9 protein-coding genes are annotated in these 10288 nt (G+C 42.1%); 6 read left to right on the top strand and 3 right to left on the bottom strand.

The annotated features are described in order from the left end of the window. Positions 1–66 precede the first annotated feature (66 nt). Together G601_RS0117600 and G601_RS0117605 are read right to left on the bottom strand one after the other, a co-directional pair. Positions 67–1785 carry an alpha-amylase family glycosyl hydrolase gene (locus tag G601_RS0117600; RefSeq protein ID WP_026666105.1) on the bottom strand — a complete coding sequence of 573 codons (1719 nt, stop codon included), beginning with the start codon at positions 1783–1785 and terminating at the stop codon, positions 67–69. Between the two features lie 11 nt (positions 1786–1796). After that, complete coding sequence (locus tag G601_RS0117605) at positions 1797–2771, bottom strand: hypothetical protein (protein WP_330368869.1); 975 nt, start codon at positions 2769–2771, stop codon at positions 1797–1799. A 179-nt stretch (positions 2772–2950) separates the two neighbouring features. On the opposite strand from G601_RS0117605, the gene G601_RS0117610 reads away from it, so the two are divergent. From G601_RS0117610 to G601_RS0117625, 4 genes are all read left to right on the top strand, one after another. Beyond that, positions 2951–3964 carry a LacI family DNA-binding transcriptional regulator gene (locus G601_RS0117610; RefSeq protein ID WP_026491021.1) on the top strand — a complete coding sequence of 338 codons (1014 nt, stop codon included), beginning with the start codon at positions 2951–2953 and terminating at the stop codon, positions 3962–3964. Between the two features lie 290 nt (positions 3965–4254). Then, complete coding sequence (locus tag G601_RS0117615) at positions 4255–5622, top strand: ABC transporter substrate-binding protein (RefSeq protein WP_026491022.1); 1368 nt, start codon at positions 4255–4257, stop codon at positions 5620–5622. A 140-nt stretch (positions 5623–5762) separates the two neighbouring features. Beyond that, positions 5763–6815 carry a carbohydrate ABC transporter permease gene (locus tag G601_RS0117620; RefSeq protein WP_026491023.1) on the top strand — a complete coding sequence of 351 codons (1053 nt, stop codon included), beginning with the start codon at positions 5763–5765 and terminating at the stop codon, positions 6813–6815. Continuing rightward, entirely contained in the window at positions 6815–7684 is an 870-nt protein-coding gene (locus tag G601_RS0117625) for a carbohydrate ABC transporter permease (RefSeq protein WP_026491024.1), read from the top strand. The genes G601_RS0117620 and G601_RS0117625 overlap by 1 nt, the downstream gene beginning before the upstream one ends. A 299-nt stretch (positions 7685–7983) precedes the next feature. Here the strand turns inward: G601_RS0117625 and G601_RS0117630 are convergent, their stop codons facing one another. Continuing rightward, positions 7984–8505, bottom strand: a complete 522-nt coding sequence (locus tag G601_RS0117630; RefSeq protein ID WP_035790872.1) for a GAF domain-containing protein — start codon at positions 8503–8505, stop codon at positions 7984–7986. A 276-nt stretch (positions 8506–8781) separates the two neighbouring features. On the opposite strand from G601_RS0117630, the gene G601_RS23990 reads away from it, so the two are divergent. Together G601_RS23990 and G601_RS26555 are read left to right on the top strand one after the other, a co-directional pair. Then, the gene (locus G601_RS23990; RefSeq protein WP_081673487.1) at positions 8782–9999 is read left to right on the top strand and encodes an IS91 family transposase; all 1218 of its coding nucleotides are present in this window, start codon (positions 8782–8784) and stop codon (positions 9997–9999) included. 27 nt (positions 10000–10026) lie between these two features. Then, positions 10027–10191: a hypothetical protein gene (locus G601_RS26555; protein ID WP_170832732.1), complete on the top strand. Its 165-nt coding sequence runs from the start codon at positions 10027–10029 to the stop codon at positions 10189–10191. The last annotated feature ends 97 nt before the right edge of the window (positions 10192–10288 follow it).

Here is a 10288-nt window from a genome sequence, read left to right on the forward strand (position 1 = left end):
TATAACCTTTTTTGGCAGTATATAACTTTTTTATTACAACTATGTTTTTATAATGAAGTTATACTATCAAGCCTCTATTTCATAGTCATAAGTAGCAAAGTCTGCCTTAAGAGCTACTCTGTTTCCGTCCTTTTCCCAGATAAACTTTGTCACGGACCCGTCCTGCTCAAGAGTGAGCTTTGAATCAAATCCGAAGGCAGGATTTGTGTTTCTGAGTCTTAAAAGCTCAAGCTGCTTCTCTACAACAGGCTTCTTCATCATCTCTGCAACAGCCTCGTTTGTAAGGTTGGTGCGGTTGATTTCCTTATGTCCACCTGCGCCTGCTCTCTCAACTGCCTCGTAGTCGTTCTTACCTGCAAAGAGGTCAAGATACCAAACCTGAGGCTTACCGGGCATGAACATCTGAACAGCTCTTGCGAAGAGCATCTTCTTATCATCAGCACCGAGCGCACTGTAATATGTAGAGTTAACCTGGTAGTACATATTCTTCTGGCCGTGGAGGTTCTTTACAAGACCACCTCTTCCGACTACTACCTCGATAAGCTTCTCGATCTCATCATCCGGAATGAATCCCTTAAGATCAAGAACCGGAATACCATCGTGACAACCAAGCATGTTAACAACTCTGATATTTTTATCTGTAAGCTCCTTAGCCCAACGAACAAGTACATCTCCGCTATTCTTCTCCATAGCATAGATGAGAAGTCCGGGAAGGAAGAAGTCATAGGTCATGTAGCCCTTGTCTGCAACCTTCTCATAGATTCCTGCGCCGTAGCTGTCATGAATCTCAGGAAGAAGGCGAAGATTGTTCTTATCGGCAATTCCCTTAACCTTCTCGAGTACATCCCATGTATCGGGCTCGTTTAAGAAGTTCTTCTTTCCGGGTTCCTTGGGAGCATAAGCAAATGCATCAAGTCTTACGATCGCAGCTCCGTAACCTGAAAGTGTTTTAAGAGTATTCTCATAGTGTTCCCAAACGAGATCAGACTTGATGTTAAGATCCATCTGACCAAGATACTTTCTTCCGTTTGCAAGAAACTCTAAAACAGCCTCCTTATATTCTTCATATTTCCCAAATTCGATTTCTTCCGGTTTCTTTCCCTCATTAAGTCCCTCGCAGACACTCTTAGCGATTCTCTCTGCAGTCATGTACTGCATTCTTCCGCCGCCCTGCTCATTTTCAGAAGCAGAAGTGCTGACGTTTTTCTCTTTATAATCCTCTACAGCCTGGATAATATCCTGTGCATCGGGTCTTCTGTACTGTACTTCCTGATAGAAAGTGTTCCAGTACGGAATCTCCTTTCCGTCAGGCATACGAACCATCAGGATAGGAAGTCCGGGCTTTCTGAAAAACATATCCTTAATATACTTCTGATCAGGCTGGATATAGCCTTCCTCAGTCATCTCGCCACAACCATCCCAGAATTTGTTCCAGTTAATGAAAAAGTCAGCATACTTTGATTTCTCACCATTTTTCAGAAGATCCTGGAACTGAGGTGATAAAACTGAAGCATGATTAAGAATAAAATCAAGCTTAAGGTCAATTCCAAGTGCACGAAGTCTGTCGAGATCCTCCTTGGAACCAAGTTCCTTATTAATACCGTAATCAATTACGGAAAATCCTCTGTCAAGGTCAGTGTTATATATGCTGGGAAGAATATAGAATGAACTGAAAGTATCCTTAAACTCTTCCTTTTCAAGCATGGTAACGATATCACCAAGTGTACCGCCACAACTGTCGGGGTATGCATTGAGCATAGGTCCGTTATCTACAAATTTACTCATTTTTACTCCTTTTAAATTCCCATTAACTTCTTAAAATCGTCATAGCTTATGATCTCGCCCTGTTTGCTTACGATGATCTTAGCCTTGTGAGCCTGTGCAACGAGCTTATTCTGCTCGAGCTCAAGAACCATCATTGTGAAAGGACTGTCTACCTTACCATCGCGGGCACGGCTTCTTCTGTGCTCAAGAGTCTCCTGAGGTGTGCTGTTAAGAAGAATCGGAATATCAACTTCCTTCATGCAGTCTGTGTTACCATGAGTCCACTCAATGATAAGAACCTGCTTATTAGTCATATCTACTTCGTCGTACCAGAGAGTTGTCTCATCTCTACCCATTCTCTTAAGCCAAAGCTTGTCAGCTCCGCTCTTGAATGCTGCAAGGATGGAATCAACCTCTGCAAAATCTGTCTCGTTAGGAGTTCCAAGGTAAGCATCAAGTCCCTTCTTACCTGCACTGAGATAAGAATCAAACCAGGGATACTCTTTTACATGCTCAGCATTAGCATCATCGTTCTGCTCCTGGAATCCCTTAACGATCTTGTAGTTCTCAGCGTTCATGGCTCCGCCGTCAACCATGCCTCTGATACCGCACTGTCTGAATGTGTGAAGTCTCTCAGCATCGTTGTACATAGGAATACGATGAGGATAGTTATCACCTGACATTGTGTAGCTTCCGATGCCTGACTGCTCAAGCATATAAGAAAGAAGTGATGCGATCTCAGACTTTCCTACGCCTGATCCTCCGCAAACTGTAATTACTGCTCTTCCGTAAGGGTTAGAAGCTGTAACCTTTGAAAGCTCCTCAAGTAACTTAGGGAAGATTGTCTTTGCCTTGGCGATATGGCTGTCGCCAATCTCGATCTTGTCTCCCGGCATATCACCATGAGGTATATCGGAAGGAATCTGGATATCCTTCTGTGCAAGTGTCTGAACCATGTCTGCTGTTATTGCATTCATAGGATTGATTTTGTTGTAAGTTGAATTCATTATGTGGTTCCTTTCAAATAAATTTGATTAAAAATTGCCTGGTTACAACTTTAACGCAAAAGTTACTTATATTATGTGCATTTTTTAGTTTTTGACAGCGCAATTTCGCTGTGATATTTTAACACTATAATCATTTTTGAACTTTTGTAAAGTTAATTTTTTTAGTTAATGGACTTTTTATGATAACGATAAAAGAAATTGCAACCCAATTAAATCTGAGTACAACTACTGTTTCCAATGTTATTCATGGAAAAACGGGAGAGGTATCTCCGGCTACAATTAAAATAGTTGAAGATTATCTGAAAAAAGTTGACTACGTTCCTAATATCAATGCCAGAAATCTTGCACAGAATGAGTCCAAGATCATAGGTGTTGCACTTAAGGCGAGAGCTGACAAATACGAGAATCTTCTAATGGATCCCTTTGTATCCGAACTTATAGGTGGTATAGAGGAATCAATCAGAAACGCCGGCTACTTTATGATGTTGTACATTTCAAGTGACACCGACGAGATCATGCGTCACGTTTCCACCTGGAATGTAGACGGTCTTCTGCTTTTCGGTATGATCGACAATGACGGAATCCGTGTCAGTGAAAAGTATAAAAAGCCCATCGTATGTATAGATACTTATAGTATAGAAGGGTTAAAGCATTTCATAAATGTAGGACTGAATGACAGACAGGGCTGCTTCAACATGGTTAATTACATGATCAAACAGGGTCATCAAAAAATAGCATTCCTATCTGATAATATGAAGGGCGTCGACTACGAGAGATTTTCCGGATATAAATATGCCCTTGAGGGAAATGGCATTCATTATGAAGAAGACTGGTTTCTTCAGATAAGACCCCGCACAGATGAAATCGAAGCTTCTCTTGAAGAAATCTGCCACCGCGCAGAAGAATTCGATGCGGTCATGTGTGTATCCGACCTTTACGCAGTCCAGCTGATGTGTGCTCTTGAGGATCGCGGATTCAGTATCCCCGACGACATCTCCATTGCCGGTTTCGATGATACATTACTTGGTCAGCTTCACCGCCCCGCTCTTACTACTGTTCATCAGAACGTCAAGGACAAGGGTATAGTTGCCACCAACACTCTGCTTCAGAGAATTCGAGGTGAAAAAACTCCCAAGCAGATACAGCTTCCAACAGAGCTTATCATTCGAGATACGGTAAGAGCTAGGGTTTAAGTATACAAATTACACAATAGTTTCCATGCAATACTCTAAAACGTTTGAGCAATGTGCTATCATGCACATTGCTCTTTTTTATAAAACTTTAATACTTTTGATTGTTTTGCACAAAGCCAGTAATAGTCTACTTTCACGCGTAAGGTATAGATTTTTCAGCAATTTTTTCGAAATTTATACTTGTATTTTCCCTGTTGGCGTGGTATTTTTATTTCAGCATAAAACTTATGCGCAAAAGTAACCGCTAATCACATATACTGATTAGCAAAGTGCACAATAAGGAGGGTAACATGAAAAAGAAAGTATTATCTATTCTTCTTGCTGGAACAATGGTTCTTAGCATGACAGCTTGTGGTGGTTCTAACAACACACCCGCTGCTGACACAGCTGATTCTACTGCAGAGGCTTCTACAGAGACAGCTACAGAAGAAACATCCACTGAGGAGGCTACAGAGGAGACAGCTACTGAGGAGTCTGCTGATACAACAGCTGCTGCAGGTGCTATTCGTCTTCTTAATGGTAAGCCTGAGATCAACGATCAGCTTTTAGAGCTCGCTGAGCTTTACAAGTCTGAGACTGGTAACGAAGTTTCTATCGAGACAATCGGTGGTGACACAAGTGCCGGTGATGAGCTTAAGAAAATGTACCAGGCTGACAACATGCCTGACATCTTCGTTATCGAAGCTAACCAGGCTGCAACATGGGATGGCATGCTTGCTGATCTCGCTGGTGAAGAGTGGACAGATAAGACAGGATTCGAGCTCGTTGACGCAAACATGGGCACAATCGGCTTCCCTTATACAGTAGAAGCTACTGCTCTTGGTTATAACGCTGACGTACTTAAGGCTGCAGGTGTTGATCCTGCTTCTCTCACATCTCCCGCTGCTTGGGCAGAGGCTTGTGAGACACTTGATTCCAAGAAGGATGAGCTTGGCATCACAGCTGTATTTGGTTGGTGCGCTGAGCCTGCAAACCTTGGATGGTCTTCAGGAACACACGTATTTGGTCAGTACCTTGACGCTGGTCTTAAGGCTGACGACACAACTTACATCGACATGCTTAATGACGGTGGTAAGATTGATGAGGACAGAATGAACAAGTTTGCTGAGTTCATTGGCATGATGAACCAGTATTCAGATCCTAACCTTCTTGTAGATGGTACATATGATAACCAGGTTGCCGGATTCAAGGAAGGTAAGTATGCATTCATCACACAGGGTAACTGGTGTGTAACATCTCCCGAGGATGTAAGCTTCGAAGTTGGTTTCGCTCCTTACGCATTCGAGGATGGCATCAACACAATCATTGCTGGACCTCCGTCATACTGGGTAGCATACAAGGACGGCAACGTAGATGCTGCTAAGGCATTCTTCAACTGGTGCGCAGGCGATTCTGCACAGGATATCCTTGTAAACAAGGCTGGTCTTGTATCTCCTTTCGATGATTGCCAGTATGAGGCTACAAATCCTTTCTACAAGAGCATGAAGAGCTACATCGATGCTGGTAACTACAGCGGATGGCACACAATGCTTAAGAAGGATGGTCTTCAGAACGAGACATGTCAGGTATTCGCTGACTATGCTAAGGGCACAATTAAGGACGCTGCTGAGTTCACAGACAAGATTTCTAAGGTTATTGCTGGTTACTACAACAACTAATAATAACTTGACCGGGGCAGGGCTAGATGCTCTGCCCCAGTTTTTCACTAATTCCAGTTTTTCACTAATTTTAAGAGTTTCTATTTTCAGATCATTTGAGGCAAAAGCAAAAGGCTTCTTCAATTAAAGGAGATTAAGTTATGAAAACACCATCTGCTAGTAAGCAAGTTATGTCAATCCTATTCCTGATTGCCGGTGTTGCACTTGTTATATGGTCTTTGGCGATGGATATCATGGGTTCAGGTGTATCATATCGCGGAGCTACACTGGTGCTTGGAGCTGTAGGCATCATTGCCGGCTTATATTTCTATCCGACAATCAAACACCACCGTACTATCATCAATATCATTTTCCTGTTCCCGCTTCTGTTTGCTTTTGCGGTAACAGTAATTATTCCTCTCGTTCTTGGTATTGGATATTCCTTTACAGACTGGGATGGAATCAGAGTTAAGAATGCAGTTGGATTTGCCAACTACACAAGAATGTTCACTCAGGCAAGTTTCCTGTGGTCAATATTCATCACATTCCTTTTCGTTGTATTTAATATGATCCTTGTTAATCTGGTAGCTTTCCTGCTTGCACTTCTGTGCACATCCAGAATAAAGGGACTTGGCTTCTTCAGAGCCGCTTATTTCCTTCCGAACCTTATCGGAGGTATCGTACTTGGTTATATTTGGAACTTCATTTTCAGTAATGTAGTTACAGAGCTCTTACATACCCAGTACTCTATGCTTGCGGATACAAAAACAGCATTCCTTGCTATTATTATCGTATATATCTGGCAGTATGCAGGTTATATAATGCTCATCTACATCACCGGTCTTAATACTATCCCCGGCGACGTACTTGAGGCATCTGCCATCGATGGTGCTAAGCCTCTTCAGACTCTTTTCGAGATAAAGATTCCGATGATCGCTCCTACCATCACAATTTGCACATTCCTTACACTTACAAGTGCATTTAAGCAGTTCGATGTTAACCTTGCTCTCACAAATGGTACCGGATCAGTAGATATCCTTGATAACTACCTCACAAACGGTACTGAGATGCTCGCTCTTAACATCTACAACACAGCAGTTATCAAGAACGAATACGCATTTGGTGAGGCGAAGGCCGTACTGTTCTTCATAATTCTTGCATGTGTATCAATTTTACAGGTTCGTATATCTAATAAGAAGGAGGTTGAATTATAATGCATACAAAAGAGAAAACATCAAGTGTTGTTATAAGACTTGTAATCGCAATTATTATCGCTGCATATGTTCTGTTTCCCTTCTTCCTTGTTTGTGTAAACTCATTTAAGCAGTCAGCAGATATCACTTCAAATCCTATCGGATTCAACGGTGTATCTTTCGGACAGTTTACAAAGAACATGAATGATGTTATTAACAACAAGAGCTTTACTTTCTGGCAGACATTTGGTTATTCAGCACTCATCACTATTCTGTCACTTGTACTTCTTGCAGTACTTGGTTCCATGGCAGCATGGGTTATCTGCCGTAACAAGACAGTTTGGTCAAACATCATTTACTTTACATTCATCGCATCAATGATCATTCCTTTCCAGGTAGTTATGCTTCCTCTTATCTCTACATTCAGAGATGTCGGAAAGTTCGTTGGTATCCCGATGCTCAAGTCCGTACCCGGTATCGTATTTGCATACCTCGGTTTCGGTGGTGCTATGACAGTATTCATCCTTGTTGGATTTATTAAGGGAATTCCTTTTGATCTTGAAGAAGCTGCATCAATTGACGGATGCTCACCTGAGCAGGTATTCTTCAAAGTAATCTTCCCTCTTCTCTCACCCGTTATTACAACAGTAACAATTCTTAACGGAATGTGGATCTGGAACGATTACCTTCTTCCTTCAATGATGCTTGGTCAGAATGGTCCCGTAAAGACTCTTCCCGTTGCGGTTCAGGCTTTCGTAGGTTCATACGTTAAGCAGTGGAACCTGATCCTGGCAGCTGCACTTCTTGCAATCCTGCCTATGGTCATCCTCTTCCTCATCGCTCAGAAGCAGATCATGGAAGGTATGATCGAGGGTGCGGTAAAAGGTTAACCCCCGCGGAAGTTTTACTAGTTTATTAAACCCATTCCATTATAAAAACCCCTTGGCAGTTCGCCTCTGCCAAGGGGTTTTGTTATTCCTATAATAGGACGAAAATTGGGTAGCTGGGGTATATATTTATTATTTGCTCGTGTTAGACCGAGAACTCCGCTAAGCCCTAAGCATCAATTTCTGCGTGCAAAGGCACTTGAAATTGATAGGTCTTAGCGTAGTGGTCTAAATCTCGCAAAGTAATAAATATATACCCCTACTACCCGATTTTCTGTCTACTCATAGAGGAAACAAAAAGCTCAGCAAGGTAACACCCTTGCTATAAGCTCAGCGCATCTCTCAAGGTCTGCACTCTCATCATTAGGTTCATTAAAACGTCCCATGGTATTGCTATCTATATCGAGGACGCCGATAACCTTGCCTTCACCATTTCTAAGCGGGATAACAATTTCAGATTTAGCGTCGCTGTCACAAGCTATATAACCAGCAAACTTTGAGACATCAGGGACAATTAGTGTTTTATCTTCAGATGCTGAAACTCCACACACTCCTTTTCCAAGGGCAATATGTGTACAAGCTACCTTCCCCTGGAAGGGTCCAAGGATAAGCTCTGTGTTAACTGCATTAGGGTTGATGATTTTAGCCTGAGCTTCTGCACTGGCACCGCTGCCAATAGGAATGTCCTTATCTGCCATGAGATAAAATCCTACCCAGCTTACATCCGGGAGTTGCTGCCATAGGCAGGCTGCCACATTGGACAAATTGGTTATATACCAATCCTTTTCGTCGATCATTGATTCTACATAATTAGATAATGCCATTTTTTTATATTTCCTCCTGTCTGTTTGTGTATGTCTATTCATCTGTCAGTCAAATAAATGTTATCCCTTTAAAGCCTTTATCTTTATGACATTCTGCATATAAGCAGTAATCCCCTCAGATTCCGATTATATCAAAGGGATTGATTACAGACAATCCGATCATTATATAAAATAGATATTCCCATAAAAAAGTGCCTGCGGCACTTCAGCTCCCCTGCCCCTCAATCATGAGGGGTGGGGGTTGTTTTTTGCCTCAACTCATTCATAATGATTTTTATGAAACGAAACATACTACAAAATCTGTTCCGCGATCATTACGAAGAAATTCAATATACTCTTCACCCCCGCAAAACTGAAATTGAAAACATCGATAAGATGCTCAATTGCGGAGATCCTGCCTATGGCGGCGCCATGTACGGCTGCCCTGATTGTGGTACTCTCAAATTCATTCCCTTTCGTTGTCATTCAAGATTCTGTCCTACATGTGGTGCCATGTATTCACAGAAACGTGCTCAGGCTATGTCCTTCAAGCTCATAAACTGCCAGCACAGACACTGCGTATTCACCATATCAAAAGAATTACGACATTACTTTCTCGAAGACCGCGACCTTCTTAACTGTCTTTTCGAAGCTGTCAGCAGTGTTATTAACCGTATGTTCTACAAAATCAACAAGAGTCAGAGCTTCACACCTGGTTACATTCTGGTTCTTCATACATTTGGTCGTCCTTTAGAATGGAATCCTCATATCCACTGCCTCATATCTGAAGGTGGTGTAGGCGACACTGGTTTTTGGCGCAGAGTCAATCACTTTAATTACCACTACTTACGCCATGCTTTTCAAACAGCTCTGCTTAATCTAATGGAAGCCCGTATTACTGATCCCAAGAAGAAAGCATTGTTCAAAAAAGAAAAAGCCCTCTCATACAAAAATCAAAAAGATGGTTTCTATATCTACGCAAAACCCACCCTTGCTGACAGGCACACAGTGGCTAAATATATAGGTCGCTACCTTGGTCGTCCAGTAATCGGCCTCTCAAGGATTGACTCTTATGATAAAGAGCATGATACTGTCACTTTCCACTACAACAGACATGAGGACGAAGTCCTTGTCACCGAGACCATACCTTCCATGGAATTCATCAAACGTCTTATCCAGCACATACCCGAAAAAGACTTTAAAATGATACGTTACTATGGTGTGTATGGCCGTCATAGAGAATCAGACAAAAAGCTTTACCAGCTGATTCATCCATCTAAAAAACCATTCTTTAAATCATTCCTTCAATGGCGTTCAGGTATCCTGTCAGCATTCGGATATGATCCATTGAGTTGTCCCAAGTGCACCAGAACCATGAAATTTCTTGAATTGCACTTTAACCACAAACGTGTTTCTCTCGAAGCCCTATATGAAAAAGCAATGGGAAAATGCCGTCCCAAGAGCAGAGCTCCATCTTCAAAAATCGGCAGTGTTCCCTCGTATTCCTGTGCATGATAAAATCATGCTACAGGAGGAACAGCCATGGCTAGTAAAGAACTAATAGCAAAGCTTAGAGAGAAATACATCCAAAATCCGCCGGAAGGCATGTCGGCGAACGAAATCCGCGAGATGGACGATGAAGACCTTCTCGACATGGATTACTTTATGCACGAAGATGACGAATTCTTTGACGAGGTAGATTGGTAATTTATAGCCAATATACCTCCGCTTTGCGTGGCCCGGTCTTGCCGGGCCTTTTAATTCAAGGTTTCGCCGCCAAGGCGAAATTTCCTATTAAATAAAA

It is taken from the genome of Butyrivibrio sp. FC2001 (assembly GCF_000424125.1).
Taxonomy (GTDB): domain Bacteria; phylum Bacillota; class Clostridia; order Lachnospirales; family Lachnospiraceae; genus Butyrivibrio.

Coding starts and splice junctions, on each gene's coding strand:
- G601_RS0117630 (WP_035790872.1), bottom strand. CDS start 8,505: ATGGCATTATCTAATTATGTAGAATCAATGATCGACGAAAAGGATTGG.
- G601_RS23990 (WP_081673487.1), top strand. CDS start 8,782: ATGAAACGAAACATACTACAAAATCTGTTCCGCGATCATTACGAAGAA.
- G601_RS0117605 (WP_330368869.1), bottom strand. CDS start 2,771: ATGAATTCAACTTACAACAAAATCAATCCTATGAATGCAATAACAGCA.
- G601_RS26555 (WP_170832732.1), top strand. CDS start 10,027: ATGGCTAGTAAAGAACTAATAGCAAAGCTTAGAGAGAAATACATCCAA.
- G601_RS0117600 (WP_026666105.1), bottom strand. CDS start 1,785: ATGAGTAAATTTGTAGATAACGGACCTATGCTCAATGCATACCCCGAC.
- G601_RS0117625 (WP_026491024.1), top strand. CDS start 6,815: ATGCATACAAAAGAGAAAACATCAAGTGTTGTTATAAGACTTGTAATC.
- G601_RS0117620 (WP_026491023.1), top strand. CDS start 5,763: ATGAAAACACCATCTGCTAGTAAGCAAGTTATGTCAATCCTATTCCTG.
- G601_RS0117615 (WP_026491022.1), top strand. CDS start 4,255: ATGAAAAAGAAAGTATTATCTATTCTTCTTGCTGGAACAATGGTTCTT.
- G601_RS0117610 (WP_026491021.1), top strand. CDS start 2,951: ATGATAACGATAAAAGAAATTGCAACCCAATTAAATCTGAGTACAACT.